Here is a 13,108-nt window from a genome sequence, read left to right as displayed (position 1 = left end):
AGCATGTTAATGGTTTTAGGTTTATTTGTGTTTGAGCGTCGCACGCTACCCTATCAGTCTATGCAGTATTCGAAGGATTACCGCTGGGCGTCAAACGACCGTATAGGCAAGCCACCGGCTTACCAGTATCTCGGGGAAGGGGAAACCACGCGCACGCTTTCGGGCGTGCTGTACCCCGAAATCACCGGCGGCCGCCTCTCAATGACCGCCATCGAGCTGATGGCAGACGAGGGGCGAGCGTGGCCGCTGATTGACGGAACGGGCATGATCCACGGCATGTATGTTATAGACAAAGTGACCCGTACGGATAGCGAATTATTCAGCGACGGCGCGGCCAGAAAAATTGAGTTTAGCCTCTCGCTGAAACGGGTGGATGATTCGCTCGCGGTCATTTACGGTGACCTGAAAACGCAGGCAGACAATCTGGTCACGTCTGCCGGTAACTGGCTGGGAGGGCTGGCAGGATGATGACGGGAATGGATATTCAGGCCGGGGCGAAGATAGCCCCGGCGTTTATGCTCAAGCTGGATAACGAGGATATCACGCAGGATTTTAGTGACCGCCTCATCAGTCTGACCATGACCGACAATCGCGGATTCGAGGCCGACCAGCTCGACATCGAGCTCGATGACACTGACGGCCAGATAGCAATGCCACCGCGTGGCGCAACGTTGACGCTGTGGTTAGGCTGGCAGAATTCCGCGCTGATAAAAAAAGGGACGTTCACGGTCGACGAAATCGAGCACAGGGGTGCGCCTGATACGCTGACCATCCGGGGGCGCAGCGCCGATTTTCGCGGTACGCTGAACTCGCGCCGGGAACAGTCATGGCATGACACCACGCTCGGGAAAATTGTGGAGACGATTGCGGTACGCAATAAGCTCACGGCCAGCGTGGCCGACACGCTGAAAGCGATCCCCGTCCCGCACATTGACCAGTCGCAGGAATCCGACGCGGTGTTTCTGTCCCGCCTGGCTGAACGGAACGGGGCGGCGGTTTCGGTAAAAGCGGGGAAACTGTTATTCCTGAAAGCGGGGAGCGGTAAGACGGCCAGCGGTAAGCCTATTCCGCAGATGACGCTTGAGCGCGGCGACGGCGATCGTCATCAGTTTGCCATTGCTGACCGGGAAGCCTACACCGGCGTTACGGCAAAATGGCTGCACACCAAAGACCCGAAGCCGCAAAAGCAAAAGGTTAAGCTCAAGCGCAAGCCCAAAGAGAAGCACCTCCGAGCGCTGCAGCACCCGAAAGCGACAAAAGCCCCTGCAAAGACTAAAGCCAAAAAAGAGCAGGAAGCGCGCGAGGGCGAGTACATGGCCGGTGAAGCTGACAACGTGCTGGAGCTGACAACCATCTACGCGACAAAGGCGCAGGCCATGCGCGCCGCTCAGGCGAAGTGGGATAAACTGCAGCGAGGCGTCGCGGAGTTTTCAATCTCGCTGGCGATTGGCCGGGCAGATTTATTTCCTGAAACGCCAATCGCGGTGAAAGGGTTTAAGCGCGTCATAGACGAGCAGGCTTGGATAATCAGCCGGGTGGTGCATAACCTTAACGGGAGCGGCTACACGACGGGCTTAGAGCTTGAGGTTAAGGTTGCGGACGTGGAGTACGAAAGCGAAGAAATAACGCAATGATTTGTTTTTAAGTGTTTGTTATATAAAGATAAAGTGAGTAAAATTAACTCATAGGAAATTAAATGAGGTGCTCGCCATGTTTCACTGTCCAAAATGCCATTTCGCCGCTCACGCACGCACAAGTCGATATTTTACCGACACGACCAAAGAGCGGTATCACCAGTGCACAAACATCAACTGCAGTTGTACATTTGTTACGACTGAAACTATCGAGCGATTTATATCATTACCAAACGTGATAGAGCCTGCGCCAGCGCACGCTGATAAAAATGGGCAGCAACAAATGCACTGGGTATAATCGTATTCATTAACAAATATCGTTGTGATTTGGTATTGTACAATTATTAGCTTCATGTGAATGAGGGTGCTAACATGGAATTACTACAAGGTCAAGGGGATATACTTAAGCTCGTTTTGATGCCAACTACTGGCGAGCAATCAATTCTTCAAGGATTTGATATAGGAGTAATAAATTCCAATATTAGCGAGATACTCATGTTGGTTGGCAAAGCGCCAAAACAAATTAGAGATATATTTGTTTTGGATGATGGTGAGCAAAGAACTAGACTAGAGACTCAAAATCCAATTGCATTAATTTCAAAAGAGAATCTATATAATATTCCAGACTTGTTTGAAACATATTTTTGTATAATTTTCTGTATTTCAAAAGACTATCATTATGTGAAAGAATTTTCTAAGCAGTTTATAATACCGCCCATTATTTGTTCCGATAGTAAGTTGGCGGAATTAAAATTCGGTGAGATAAACAGCATTTATTCATACGATAAGTTTATTTTTTCAAGGCTTAAACTCATAGAAAGTAACATCATAAAAAAAAGTGGAGAAAAAAAATCATTAACTAGGTTTAAAAGACGTGGGGCGACGTTTAAACGGTGTGGGTTGAGCTCAACATTAAATAATACGACATTACCCAATGAGTTGCTTATTGAATCGTTAGGCTACATGCTTTCTCCTCCAAAGAGAATTAAAGATGGGAGCAGTAAGCGTGAGTTCATAAATGCTATGTTGGATGGTGTCGTCGCTTATAAAAACTGTTTAGAAGAATTAGGTAAGGAACCACCATCAGAAGTAATTCTATATGCACCAGGAATGTATTCCTACCTTTATGATACAGACAATGAGATATATGAGTTTATTGAAGAAAACTTGAATATCGATCAAAAGAATTTTTTGATCGGTGGAGTGTTAAGAAATCCAGATTATTCAGGTTTTAGAATTCGCTTAGAACATGGTGATGGTGAGAAAAATAATATATCTAGGGAAGGTGCGAATAAGCAGGTCATTTCTTCCCAAGCTGACTCGCTGATTAAAATTTCGCGGATCTGGGCCGATTTTTTTCCCGCAAACACATCGAATCAGCCTATTTAGGCTATTTTTTCCACCATTTCTGGCGTTATTTCCGGTTTTTACTGAGATCTCTCCCACTGACGTATCATTTGGTCCACCCGAAACAGGTTGGCCAGGGTGAATAACATCGCCAGTTGGTTATCGTTTTTCAGCAGCCCTTTGTATCTGGCTTTCACGAAGCCGAACTGCCGCTTGATGATGCGAAACGGGTGCTCCACCCTGGCACGGATGCTGGCTTTCATGTATTCGATGTTGATGGCCGTTTTGTTCTTGCGCGGATGCTGCTTCAAGGTTTTTACCTTGCCGGGACGCTCGGCGATCAGCCAGTCCACATCCACCTCGGCCAGCTCCTCGCGCTGTGGCGCTCCTTGGTAGCCGGCATCGGCTGAGACAAATTGCTCCTCTCCATGAAGCAGATTACCCAGCTGATTGAGGTCATGCTCGTTGGCCGCGGTGGTGACCAGGCTGTGGGTCAGGCCACTCTTGGCATCGACACCAATGTGGGCCTTCATGCCAAAGTGCCACTGATTGCCTTTCTTGGTCTGATGCATCTCCGGATCGCGTTGCTGCTCTTTGTTCTTGGTAGAGCTGGGTGCCTCAATGATGGTGGCATCCACCAAAGTGCCTTGGGTCATCATGACGCCTGCTTCGGCCAGCCAGCGATTGATGGTCTTGAACAATTGACGGGCCAGTTGATGCTGCTCGAGCAGGTGGCGGAAATTCATGATGGTGGTGCGATCCGGCAGGGCGCTATCCAGGGATAATCGGGCAAACAGGCGCATGGAGGCGATTTCGTACAGGGCATCTTCCATGGCACCGTCGCTCAGGTTGTACCAATGCTGCATGCAGTGAATACGCAGCATGGTCTCCAGCGGATAGGGCCGTCGGCCATTGCCCGCCTTGGGATAAAACGGCTCGATGACAGCGGTCATATTCTGCCATGGCAGAATCTGCTCCATGCGGGAGAGGAAAATCTCTTTTCGGGTCTGACGGCGCTTAGTGCTGAATTCACTATCGGCGAAGGTGAGTTGATGGCTCATGATGTCCCTCTGGGATGCGCTCCGGATGAATATGATGATCTCATATCAGGAACTTGTTCGCACCTTCCCTAGAGATCCTGTGTTTAGATATTTAATTAAGCTCAGGCGCTCTGAGATGCGATTGACCACTACCGCAATAATGTTTTTAAGCATGAATAAAAGAATTCCAGCCATAAGATTGCCAAATGCTATAAATCATCAAGGCAATATTATTAAGAAAATTGAAGACCTGGCACGCCAATACGACATTAAACACCCAGTATTTATAAAAAAAGTTAAGGCTTTTAATACAATTATAAAAAGAATACTTGGGCCAAAGTTAAGAGATCATATATCGAAGAACTATAATGACATTACTTTTGTTACTGATACTCCTTTGGATTGGATAAGAATAGATCGTCTGCCAATTATGTTCAGTCATGAAATATCTCGAGTTACTACTACGCCAGGGAATGTGTTATTACAAAATGCAGCTTCATTTCCACGGGTTTTAATAAAATCATCCGAGCTAAAGAAAGTGTTAATTATACGATCCTTTGAACCAGATGATCATATTAAGTTCCATTTGGAAAATGCTTTAGATTGTTTCATGCCTCACATGCTCGATTTGCAATATGAAATAGTTGATGTTAGAACCAAAAAGGAATTTATGGATGCATTAAATCATTATAATGGATATTTATTAGTGCTTGATTGTCATGGCGATCACGGAGGAGATAAAAGTCATGGCTGGCTAATAATTGGAGAGGAGAGAATTGATACATGGGAGTTGAGAAAAATCGTTAGAGTGCCTCCTATTGTAATCCTTAGCGCTTGCTTAACTTCAGCTCTTAGTGGATCTCATGCTTCTGTGGCAAATGGTTTCTTAATAAGCGGAGCAGTAAGTGTCATAGGAACATTACTTCCTGTAAATGCGATAGATTCTGCAGCATTTGTTAGCCGTTTAATCTATAGATTTCATCAATTTCCATCAAGCTTACCGACTAAGTTTACTCACATGAATTTAAGACTGTTCATCTCATTATTTTTTAGAATGTCTTATGTGACTGATTTGATGAGAGCTTTCGAACTGGAGGGCATAATACCTCAAAACTCTTGGGAGGAAGATGCAATTGAAATAAATATGCACATAAACATGTTCGACCCTGATTGGTATGGTAAGACACTTCGCGCCTTAACTAAACTATCGGGACTGGAAGAATATGAAGTTATTAATTTAATTAATGAGAAATTCTTCATTACAGAAACTATGTGTTATAGCCAGATAGGGTTTCCTGAGGCTGTCACCATAAGTATAAAAGAATGATTCTTGCCAATCTAAGCAAGCATTCTCATTTACTGACCTAAATTCAAAAGAAATGCCCCGCTAGGGGCATTTCATATCGATGTGGTCAGTTTGTGGACGTGAATCGAAATAATTCCTTTTATTTCAGCTGCTTATTAAGTATTGAAAAGCTCCTGAGGGAGCCTTAGTTATATCAGAACACTTTCTTATACGGTCGCACCGTTACCTTCGCATACACGCCCGCCGCAACGTACGGGTCTGCGTCAGCCCAGGCCTGCGCCGCTTCCAGAGATTCAAACTCTGCAATAACCGTGGAGCCCGAAAAACCGGCTGCACCCGGGTCGTTGCTGTCGACAGCAGGCATTGGGCCAGCGGTCAGCAAACGACCTTCATCCTGTAGCAATTGTAAGCGTGCCAGGTGAGCAGGGCGGACAGACTGGCGTTTCTCAAGTGAATCAGCGACATCTTCAGAGTAAATCACGTAAAGCACGGTGAAGCTCCTTAAGCGTTTTAAAGTGTCAGTTACGTTATGTGAAAGGGCAACTGACTGCAATGTAAAGATAAAAACAATGTTAATACCCTGATCTGAATGCCCCTTTTTTGGCCACATTGACGCTTAAATTGCGCCAGAACAAAGTGTCTTATTGAATATGATTGCTATTTGCATTTAAAATCAGGGTTCGATTTTTTAACGTTGATGACTATGACTTCGATGACCCTTGAGTATAGGCTATTCGGGTTTTGAAAGTATCTGGTTTTCATTCACATTACAAGCACTAAGCCCGCTCTATCAGGTGAGCCAATGCCAGCAATCTCACGCGCTGCTCTGATAATCCGCCCAATTTGTAACGTCCCGCGAGTTCATAACCTACTCTGTCCAGCTTCTGTAGCATTGGGACAGGAATATTCAGGGCGAGATTTTGAGTTAACGGAATTGCATCCCCTTGAGACTTCAGAGGATTACACGGATAAAGCGTCATTCAAGCCTCCTGAGCATCTCACCGATTGCCAGTGTTAAACGCTGGTCTTCTGATACCACACCTTGACCAATCTGTTCAGAAAGCTTTTCCAGCTTTGTGATAAGCGATGGATGCAGCGTCATCAGAAGATTACAACTTACTTTCTGACCATATTCATTGAAGAGTTGATTCATTTACAGCCCTCCCATCGACTGAGCAACTTCAGCCGCTTCTGAGGCTGCTGTTATGGCTTTGTTTCGTTTTGTCTGTGCTTCGAGGATTCGTACAGTTGCATCCCGCTGCAAGCGGGTGACCTTTGAAGAAGCCGCTTTCAGAATCCCGTCACAGAACGCTTTATGCTGGTTAGGTAATGACTCCAACTTACTGATAGTGTTTTATGTTCAGATAATGCCCGATGACCTTGTCATGCAGCTCCACCGATTTTGAGAACGACAGTGACTTCCGTCCCAGCCTTGCCAGATGTTGTCTCAGATTCAGGTTATGCCGCTCAATTCGCTGAGTGTAACGCTTGCTGATTACGTGCAGCTTTCCCTTCAGGCGGGATTCATACAGCGGCCAGCCATCCGTCATCCATACCACGACCTCAAAGGCCGACAGCAGGCTCAGAAGACGCTCCAGTGTGGCCAGAGTGCGTTCACCGAAGACGTGCGCCACAACCGTCCTCCGTATCCTGTCATACGCGTAAAACAGCCAGCGCTGACGTGATTTAGCACCGACGTAGCCCCACTGTTCGTCCATTTCAGCGCAGACAATCACATCACTGCCCGGCTGTATGCGCGAGGTTACCGACTGCGGCCTGAGTTTTTTAAGTGACGTAAAATCGTGTTGAGGCCAACGCCCATAATGCGGGCGGTTGCCCGGCATCCAACACCATTCATGGCCATATCAATGATTTTCTGGTGTGTACCGGGCTGAGAGGCGGTGTAAGTGAACTGTAGCTGCCATGTTTTACGGCAGTGAGAGCAGAGATAGCGCTGATGTCCGGCAGTACTTTTACCGTTACGCACCACGCCTTCAGTAGCTGAGCAGGAGGGACAACTGATGGAGATGGAAGCCACGGGAGCACCTCAAAAACACCATCGTACACTAAATCAGTAAGTTGGCACCATTACCTGCTGGTTACTCATAGCGCTAGTGGCCTTAACGTAATCAGCGGGATTGATACCTATAGCTTCACAGAAAGGCTGTACAGCGTCGATGGCAGTCACTGTATGACGTTGCATTAACTGAGCCTGTAAAGCAGCAATCTGAGCCTTGTAGGCGGCCTCAGTGACTTTGTTAGTCATTACCCACCTCATCGGCGACAATCACAGACAGATAGGATTCAAGCGATTTAATTCCCGATAACGCTTCTTCAGCCTGTTTCACCAATACGTTGTGAGCATGGATAGCCTTATTTACCTTATTCGCTTTCTCAGTGATTCCTGCATCAACAAATTTCTCAGCGGCTTTCTTACATGCCTTTTCAATCTCAGCAAGCGGGTTATGTTTTGGTGATTGCTGTAAGGGTACAAACTTGATAAATCCAGCGCCCATCTCATACACAATATAACCCTCATTCATCATGCTCTGAATAATGGTCTGCACCATCGCCGGGTGTGTAACCTGTCGGATTCTGAATCCATAATCTTCGACTGGCTGAGACATTAGTTGCTTAGGGAAGGTGCGAACAAGTTCCTGATATGAGATCATCATATTCATCCGGAGCGCATCCCAGAGGGACATCATGAGCCATCAACTCACCTTCGCCGATAGTGAATTCAGCACTAAGCGCCGTCAGACCCGAAAAGAGATTTTCCTCTCCCGCATGGAGCAGATTCTGCCATGGCAGAATATGACCGCTGTCATCGAGCCGTTTTATCCCAAGGCGGGCAATGGCCGACGGCCCTATCCGCTGGAGACCATGCTGCGTATTCACTGCATGCAGCATTGGTACAACCTGAGCGACGGTGCCATGGAAGATGCCCTGTACGAAATCGCCTCCATGCGCCTGTTTGCCCGATTATCCCTGGATAGCGCCCTGCCGGATCGCACCACCATCATGAATTTCCGCCACCTGCTCGAGCAGCATCAACTGGCCCGTCAATTGTTCAAGACCATCAATCGCTGGCTGGCCGAAGCAGGCGTCATGATGACCCAAGGCACTTTGGTGGATGCCACCATCATTGAGGCACCCAGCTCTACCAAGAACAAAGAGCAGCAACGCGATCCGGAGATGCATCAGACCAAGAAAGGCAATCAGTGGCACTTTGGCATGAAGGCCCACATTGGTGTCGATGCCAAGAGTGGCCTGACCCACAGCCTGGTCACCACCGCGGCCAACGAGCATGACCTCAATCAGCTGGGTAATCTGCTTCATGGAGAGGAGCAATTTGTCTCAGCCGATGCCGGCTACCAAGGAGCGCCACAGCGCGAGGAGCTGGCCGAGGTGGATGTGGACTGGCTGATCGCCGAGCGTCCCGGCAAGGTAAAAACCTTGAAGCAGCATCCGCGCAAGAACAAAACGGCCATCAACATCGAATACATGAAAGCCAGCATCCGTGCCAGGGTGGAGCACCCGTTTCGCATCATCAAGCGGCAGTTCGGCTTCGTGAAAGCCAGATACAAAGGGCTGCTGAAAAACGATAACCAACTGGCGATGTTATTCACCCTGGCCAACCTGTTTCGGGTGGACCAAATGATACGTCAGTGGGAGAGATCTCAGTAAAAACCGGAAATAACGCCAGAAATGGTGGAAAAAATAGCCTAAATAGGCTGATTCGATGTGTTTGCGGGAAAAAAATCGGCCCAGATCCGCGAAATTTTAATCAGCGAGTCAGCTTGGGAAGAAATGACCTGCTTATTCGCACCTTCCTTAGTCTTGATAGCAATAAGAGTATCTTTATTCAGGCTGTCTGCGTTGTAAATATCCTTTGCATCTTCGATATTTTCCAGTGCGGCTTTAATTTTGGGGATGAAATGTGATTCGATTTCAATTCGTTTCTGTGTAGGACTATTCATTATTAACGCTCTCGTGAAATTCAGATACAAAAATACACCACACAGGCCGTCTTTTACGTAACCCGTGTAGTGTCATCTGGAATGTGTAAGGGGTTGGCTAACCTGTCTTCGAGGAAGGATGCCACAGGAAAGCCATTAATTTGTCAGGAAATCAATTCAATATACAAATGTTAACATGTTGTTAAATTCTGTCAAGGGGTTTCAGTTTCTGACAGATAGCTTTAATGATTTCGTACCGTCTGGTTTTAGTCATCATACGAGGCGGGATGTAATCAGAGGGAGGTGTAATTCCTGTTAATTCGGAGAGGCTCTTATACTGCATGTAGAATTGATGTGTCTTTTCAGCTACGATAGTAAAGTATTTCTTCATTCATATTAATAATCCTTAAACAGGAAAGGTCACCCCCCCCATGATAAAACCTGAGAAAGTGACCTGCCAGCTATTCTCATATATCTAAGACCCTGTTGACCGATTTTGATAAATGAGCATTACTGTATTATTATCATACGTAACTGTGTTTTTGTCCAGTGGTATTTTGTTATTACTGAAATTGATGGATGGTTATTATTGGCAGGGTGGAAAAGCATATTTAGCACTTTTTGCTATTGACGGATTTTTTAAGATTGATATAATGCATTTAGACCTTTTCAGATTGTCTTTAAAGTTTTCTGATTATCACTAATTGAATGTTGCAATAAGAAAATGGCTTACGCCAAAAGCCATTGAAATCTTATTATCTATTCAAAGATACTTAATCAATACCTTTAAAGATTACTGTTAAGATGTGGAATCACCAATCAAGGAATTATCCTTTCAACATTCGCATGGCTTCGCGTTGTCATGCTTCTTGCTTTCGCCTTGTAATCTATTCAGATAGCCTATCAGAATCCCTCAGCGAGTGCTAAACCAGCTCAGATTATAATTGCATCAAACCATCATCTTTGATAGAATAATCAGTCTATTAGGAGATGAATGTGAAACGTCGGAAACGATGTGGTAATTCTGCTGTAACGGCTCATTTAGTTGAGTTTGTAACAGATTCCAGTAAGCCCACCCGATTAGCAATCATCAAATAACAGACCGATGAACGGTGAAGGATTCACACCCCAAATGTGACCAACCTACAGCTATCACTTATTATCGGTTCCAATCGCTGCCTACACCCTGAAACAGCAGCACATAACGCTTACACGGCAAGGGTTTTTCTTTCACTGGTGATTTCTGCTAGTGGACTTGATTAACTTTTGAACATGGACAAACAGTGTTATGAGCGTTCTACCTTTCGATTTACCTGATAAGGCTATTCAGCCAACTAATCAATTCATCTTTCTGACTGGTACAGAAGACTTCACCATCCGAAAAACTGCTGCGGCAAAGATTGCCAGAGCACGCGGTCAGCGTTTCTTTGTTCACATGTGCAAGAGACATGGTGCTAGTGAGCATTACTCAAGCTGCATGGCTTGTGTTGAATGCCAGAAACAATGGTACAGGGATAACGGTAAGCATAAGCCGGATCCAGACATTAAACCTTTTAGCTCTGCCTATACAATTGCAGCGGTATTTTTCAAAGGTATTAGGCTGCGAGTAGATGATACATCCCTCCCTGTGAAAACAAAGAGGGAGGGCAAGATTACTTAATCACAACTTTAACTTCTTTTTCCTGCCAGCTTGATTTGTTAAATGACTGACCGTAAATGAGTTTTAGTGTGCTTTCCCCTTTCTTTTCACCAATGAAGTGAAGCACTTCTTCACCACCGCACCCTACGGCACCTTTCGGACAGTCTTTTGACTGCTCATATCCTCCAGAAACGAAAATCAATCCGTCAGGAAGGTCTTTAATCATCCAGCCGTAACCCGTAGTCGGATTGGACTCAAGGGATAGTTTGACATCTTTACCGACTTCACCTGTTACAGTGGTAGTTTCGTTTGCAGCATTAGCAGTTATAGCAGCGGACATCATAACTCCGAAAACAACAGCTTTAACTTTGTTCATGTTACTCTTCCTTTTCACATATAAATCGACCAAAAAACCAGTGATACAACAATATCTGTTTTGCCATCTGCATGAATGAATCATGGCAGACTATGAATCCATCTCGAATGGCATTAATCTTATTTTTCCCAAAATTGGGTAAGGTCGTTTGATAGTCCAATATTCATACACTATGGAACATATCTATGAGGGTCTGGAAGATTTGATGAGCAGATGAATACCTGCTTAGAAGGCGAACCTGAGAAAGTAGCGGTTAACAAGCAATTTCTCAACATATCTACAATGAAATCAACAAGAAATCCCCGCTAAGATGCAGGGCGCGACTCCAAATTAAGCTAATTCTTTGAGACTCTTACTCACCTTTGCAACAGTCGCACGTGAACAGTTCACCGTGTCCATGATGTCACTGTACGACATACCAGCCTGCAACAGCTTGGCTATCTTCTCATTCCGCTGAGTGTCTTCTGGACGCCCCTTGAACTTGCCTTCAGCTTTGGCTTTAACAATCCCCTGAGCTTGTCTTCTCTTACGGTCGGTGTAATCCTTACGTGCAATAGCTGCCAGCATGTCAAGCATCATACCATTCAAAGCCTCCAGCATACGGTTAGTGAACTCATCACCCGATTGAATCAACTGGTGGCTGGTGGGCAAGTCCAGCGCTACAACCTTCACACCTTTCTCGTTGATGAGTGAACGCAACTTGTTCCAATCTTCACCACTAAGGCGAGACAGACGGTCTACTTGTTCCACAAGCATCACATCGCCTTTCTGTGCAATCTCAAGCAGTCTGAACAGTTCAGGACGTTGAAGAGATGCACCTGATTCATTCTCGGTGAAGTACGTGGCAATTGTCATACCGTTGGATTGAGCGAATTCATCAAGCTGCTGTTTAGCTCGTGAGGCGTCTTGCTCTTTCGTCGAAGCTCTGAGGTAAGCATAAACACGTGTAGTCATAATAGTGAACCCTTGTGAGTCTGTTTAAAGTGGTTCAATTATAACAGTCTGATTTGAGTGGTCCAATAACTCATTTTCGGGGTGAACTGGTTCACTAATTCGGTACCTGTTGAGGTATACCTTAACCAGACCAAAAAAATGACAGGAGAAAAAAGAAGGGGTAAGCGGAGATTGAGGGGCAACCTAAAGAGGAAGCCCCAGAAAAATTTATTAAGCCGAGGTTTCTTTTTCTTCTAAGAAATTGTTAACAATTCTGCGGAAATCAAGAGGTTTCTTAATTGATGGAATCGGCGTACCTGTACCGCCAGTTCCTTTTACAACAACCGTACCGTAACCCAGCAAGCGCCCTAAAAGCCCTTGATTGATACTGATACTTTCAACCTTTTCAAGGCGCAACTCGATGGTTGAGCGACGAATAAAACCGAATTTTGCAATGATACGTTTGTTGGTCAGCGCGAGTTCCGTTGTTGCAACCTTAACAACAACATTAAGCAGCATAAACAGCCCCAGAAACAGAAAGACCCAGCCTACGCTATTTGGATGAGCTTCCCCTTCTTTCGCTGCTGCCGATGCCATGAATCCACCAAAAGCAATGAAAAGAAAGAACAGCGAAACAATAATAGTGATAAGGAATGATAACCATGAGACATGTGCCCTCACGATAACCTCTTCACCTTTGGATAAGTTTGAATCAACGTAACTTGCCATGCACAATTCCTTCGCAATAGTAATAATCCGAAACATTATAAAATGTTTTCTGTTTGTAAATACATAGTGTCAGCCGATTTTTAGTGACATCCTCTGAGCATCAGTGAGTAAACTAACAGAATCAGTCCTGTAGCCTTACGTGAAA

The 13,108-nt window shown here is 45.6% G+C and carries 17 protein-coding genes; 6 read left to right on the top strand and 11 right to left on the bottom strand.

The window, feature by feature from the left end:
• Positions 1-3: 3 nt before the first annotated feature.
• From BFV64_RS12690 to BFV64_RS12680, 3 genes are all read left to right on the top strand, one after another.
• Positions 4-468 carry a phage tail protein gene (locus tag BFV64_RS12690; protein ID WP_069602141.1) on the top strand — a complete coding sequence of 155 codons (465 nt, stop codon included), beginning with the start codon at positions 4-6 and terminating at the stop codon, positions 466-468.
• Positions 465-1,634, top strand: coding sequence for a phage late control D family protein (locus BFV64_RS12685; RefSeq protein WP_014884123.1), 1,170 nt, complete (start codon positions 465-467; stop codon positions 1,632-1,634). The genes BFV64_RS12690 and BFV64_RS12685 overlap by 4 nt, the downstream gene beginning before the upstream one ends.
• A 76-nt stretch (positions 1,635-1,710) precedes the next feature.
• The gene (locus BFV64_RS12680) at positions 1,711-1,932 is read left to right on the top strand and encodes a DNA-binding transcriptional regulator (RefSeq protein ID WP_069602140.1); all 222 of its coding nucleotides are present in this window, start codon (positions 1,711-1,713) and stop codon (positions 1,930-1,932) included.
• Positions 1,933-2,876: 944 nt separating this feature from the next.
• Here the strand turns inward: BFV64_RS12680 and BFV64_RS26060 are convergent.
• Complete coding sequence (locus BFV64_RS26060; protein WP_335671922.1) at positions 2,877-3,080, bottom strand: hypothetical protein; 204 nt, start codon at positions 3,078-3,080, stop codon at positions 2,877-2,879.
• Complete coding sequence (locus tag BFV64_RS12670; protein WP_000019445.1) at positions 3,062-4,042, bottom strand: IS5-like element ISKpn26 family transposase; 981 nt, start codon at positions 4,040-4,042, stop codon at positions 3,062-3,064. The genes BFV64_RS26060 and BFV64_RS12670 overlap by 19 nt, the downstream gene beginning before the upstream one ends.
• A 115-nt stretch (positions 4,043-4,157) precedes the next feature.
• On the opposite strand from BFV64_RS12670, the gene BFV64_RS12665 reads away from it, so the two are divergent.
• Positions 4,158-5,348, top strand: a complete 1,191-nt coding sequence (locus BFV64_RS12665; RefSeq protein WP_235611118.1) for a CHAT domain-containing protein — start codon at positions 4,158-4,160, stop codon at positions 5,346-5,348.
• Positions 5,349-5,520: 172 nt separating this feature from the next.
• On the opposite strand, the gene BFV64_RS12660 is transcribed toward BFV64_RS12665, so the two are convergent.
• The 5 genes from BFV64_RS12660 to BFV64_RS12640 form a co-directional block, all read right to left on the bottom strand.
• Positions 5,521-5,817, bottom strand: coding sequence for a YciI family protein (locus BFV64_RS12660; RefSeq protein ID WP_023330569.1), 297 nt, complete (start codon positions 5,815-5,817; stop codon positions 5,521-5,523).
• 486 nt (positions 5,818-6,303) lie between these two features.
• Positions 6,304-6,480 carry a hypothetical protein gene (locus tag BFV64_RS25755; protein ID WP_012967825.1) on the bottom strand — a complete coding sequence of 59 codons (177 nt, stop codon included), beginning with the start codon at positions 6,478-6,480 and terminating at the stop codon, positions 6,304-6,306.
• 187 nt (positions 6,481-6,667) lie between these two features.
• Positions 6,668-7,365 (bottom strand): IS1 family transposase gene (locus tag BFV64_RS12650; protein WP_223216367.1). Its coding sequence is split into 2 segments (ribosomal slippage): positions 6,668-7,116 and positions 7,116-7,365, totalling 699 coding nucleotides; the frame shifts between segments, so codons are not numbered across the junction.
• 33 nt (positions 7,366-7,398) lie between these two features.
• Positions 7,399-7,593: a hypothetical protein gene (locus BFV64_RS12645; RefSeq protein WP_201159198.1), complete on the bottom strand. Its 195-nt coding sequence runs from the start codon at positions 7,591-7,593 to the stop codon at positions 7,399-7,401.
• Positions 7,586-8,002: a hypothetical protein gene (locus tag BFV64_RS12640; protein ID WP_235611117.1), complete on the bottom strand. Its 417-nt coding sequence runs from the start codon at positions 8,000-8,002 to the stop codon at positions 7,586-7,588. The genes BFV64_RS12645 and BFV64_RS12640 overlap by 8 nt, the downstream gene beginning before the upstream one ends.
• A 31-nt stretch (positions 8,003-8,033) precedes the next feature.
• Here BFV64_RS12640 and BFV64_RS12635 point away from each other — a divergent pair, with 31 nt between their 5' ends.
• Positions 8,034-9,014 (top strand): IS5-like element ISKpn26 family transposase, encoded by a 981-nt coding sequence (locus tag BFV64_RS12635; protein WP_000019445.1) that lies wholly within the window; start codon positions 8,034-8,036, stop codon positions 9,012-9,014.
• A 38-nt stretch (positions 9,015-9,052) separates the two neighbouring features.
• On the opposite strand, the gene BFV64_RS25385 is transcribed toward BFV64_RS12635, so the two are convergent.
• Positions 9,053-9,307 carry a hypothetical protein gene (locus BFV64_RS25385; protein ID WP_137984538.1) on the bottom strand — a complete coding sequence of 85 codons (255 nt, stop codon included), beginning with the start codon at positions 9,305-9,307 and terminating at the stop codon, positions 9,053-9,055.
• 1,267 nt (positions 9,308-10,574) lie between these two features.
• Here BFV64_RS25385 and BFV64_RS12620 point away from each other — a divergent pair.
• Positions 10,575-10,946 (top strand): hypothetical protein, encoded by a 372-nt coding sequence (locus tag BFV64_RS12620; protein WP_069602136.1) that lies wholly within the window; start codon positions 10,575-10,577, stop codon positions 10,944-10,946.
• Here the strand turns inward: BFV64_RS12620 and BFV64_RS12615 are convergent.
• The 3 genes from BFV64_RS12615 to BFV64_RS12605 all read right to left on the bottom strand — a co-directional run bounded on the left by BFV64_RS12615 (position 10,939) and on the right by BFV64_RS12605 (position 12,963).
• A complete protein-coding gene (locus BFV64_RS12615; protein ID WP_012967828.1) occupies positions 10,939-11,301 on the bottom strand; it encodes a protease inhibitor I42 family protein in 363 nt (120 codons plus the stop codon). The genes BFV64_RS12620 and BFV64_RS12615 overlap by 8 nt on opposite strands.
• A gap of 330 nt (positions 11,302-11,631) precedes the next feature.
• On the bottom strand, positions 11,632-12,255 hold the full coding sequence (locus BFV64_RS12610) for a recombinase family protein (protein ID WP_042947327.1): 624 nt from the start codon (positions 12,253-12,255) through the stop codon (positions 11,632-11,634).
• Between the two features lie 210 nt (positions 12,256-12,465).
• Positions 12,466-12,963, bottom strand: a complete 498-nt coding sequence (locus tag BFV64_RS12605) for a PH domain-containing protein (protein WP_004898926.1) — start codon at positions 12,961-12,963, stop codon at positions 12,466-12,468.
• Positions 12,964-13,108: the final 145 nt, after the last annotated feature.

Source organism: Enterobacter kobei (genome assembly GCF_001729765.1).
Classification (GTDB): Bacteria; Pseudomonadota; Gammaproteobacteria; order Enterobacterales; family Enterobacteriaceae; genus Enterobacter; species Enterobacter kobei.
Note: the sequence above shows the minus strand (reverse complement) of the source record. Positions and strands in the feature narration are given on the sequence as shown.

What these genes read in the sequence shown, in the direction of transcription:
- BFV64_RS25755 (WP_012967825.1), bottom strand. Translation starts at nt 6,480, where the DNA reads ATGAATCAACTCTTCAATGAATATGGTCAGAAAGTAAGTTGTAATCTT.
- BFV64_RS12645 (WP_201159198.1), bottom strand. Translation starts at nt 7,593, where the DNA reads ATGACTAACAAAGTCACTGAGGCCGCCTACAAGGCTCAGATTGCTGCT.
- BFV64_RS12605 (WP_004898926.1), bottom strand. Translation starts at nt 12,963, where the DNA reads ATGGCAAGTTACGTTGATTCAAACTTATCCAAAGGTGAAGAGGTTATC.
- BFV64_RS12635 (WP_000019445.1), top strand. Translation starts at nt 8,034, where the DNA reads ATGAGCCATCAACTCACCTTCGCCGATAGTGAATTCAGCACTAAGCGC.
- BFV64_RS12620 (WP_069602136.1), top strand. Translation starts at nt 10,575, where the DNA reads ATGAGCGTTCTACCTTTCGATTTACCTGATAAGGCTATTCAGCCAACT.
- BFV64_RS12685 (WP_014884123.1), top strand. Translation starts at nt 465, where the DNA reads ATGATGACGGGAATGGATATTCAGGCCGGGGCGAAGATAGCCCCGGCG.
- BFV64_RS12610 (WP_042947327.1), bottom strand. Translation starts at nt 12,255, where the DNA reads ATGACTACACGTGTTTATGCTTACCTCAGAGCTTCGACGAAAGAGCAA.
- BFV64_RS12640 (WP_235611117.1), bottom strand. Translation starts at nt 8,002, where the DNA reads ATGATGATCTCATATCAGGAACTTGTTCGCACCTTCCCTAAGCAACTA.
- BFV64_RS12670 (WP_000019445.1), bottom strand. Translation starts at nt 4,042, where the DNA reads ATGAGCCATCAACTCACCTTCGCCGATAGTGAATTCAGCACTAAGCGC.
- BFV64_RS12615 (WP_012967828.1), bottom strand. Translation starts at nt 11,301, where the DNA reads ATGAACAAAGTTAAAGCTGTTGTTTTCGGAGTTATGATGTCCGCTGCT.
- BFV64_RS12665 (WP_235611118.1), top strand. Translation starts at nt 4,158, where the DNA reads ATGCGATTGACCACTACCGCAATAATGTTTTTAAGCATGAATAAAAGA.
- BFV64_RS12690 (WP_069602141.1), top strand. Translation starts at nt 4, where the DNA reads ATGTTAATGGTTTTAGGTTTATTTGTGTTTGAGCGTCGCACGCTACCC.
- BFV64_RS25385 (WP_137984538.1), bottom strand. Translation starts at nt 9,307, where the DNA reads ATGAATAGTCCTACACAGAAACGAATTGAAATCGAATCACATTTCATC.
- BFV64_RS12680 (WP_069602140.1), top strand. Translation starts at nt 1,711, where the DNA reads ATGTTTCACTGTCCAAAATGCCATTTCGCCGCTCACGCACGCACAAGT.